Origin of the sequence: Rhodovulum sp. BSW8, assembly GCF_003314725.1 — a bacterium.
GTDB classification, from domain to species: domain Bacteria; phylum Pseudomonadota; class Alphaproteobacteria; order Rhodobacterales; family Rhodobacteraceae; genus Rhodovulum; species Rhodovulum visakhapatnamense.
The window spans coordinates 1-343 of sequence record NZ_QNVX01000072.1; the positions used below are offsets into that span (position 1 = coordinate 1).

Consider the following 343-nt stretch of genomic DNA (forward strand, 5'->3'; position numbering starts at 1 on the left):
GCTCGAGGATGAGAACGCGAAGCTGAAGCGCCTGCTGGCGGATGCCATGCTGGACAACGTTGTTCTGAAGGATCTGCTGGGAAAACCGTGACGACGCCGATGCAACGGCGGGACGCGGTGTTGCGGGCGATGAGGGATCATCCGATCTCGCAACGCCGGGCCTGCGTCCTGATCGGTGTCGATCCGAAGACGGTGCGGCGTGAGCGGCCGCCCGATAACCCGGAAATCCGTGAGGAGATGCACAAGATCGCCGAGAAGCGTCGACGCTTCGGCTATCGGCGCGTGGGCATCATGCTGGAGCGCAAGGGGATGATCATGAACGAGAAGAAGCTGTACCGGATTT

At 61.5% G+C, this 343-nt stretch carries 1 pseudogene; it reads left to right on the forward strand.

Features of this window, described 5'->3' with window-relative positions:
• Positions 1-343: pseudogene (locus tag DSD19_RS21135) on the forward strand (IS3 family transposase); the annotation flags it as partial.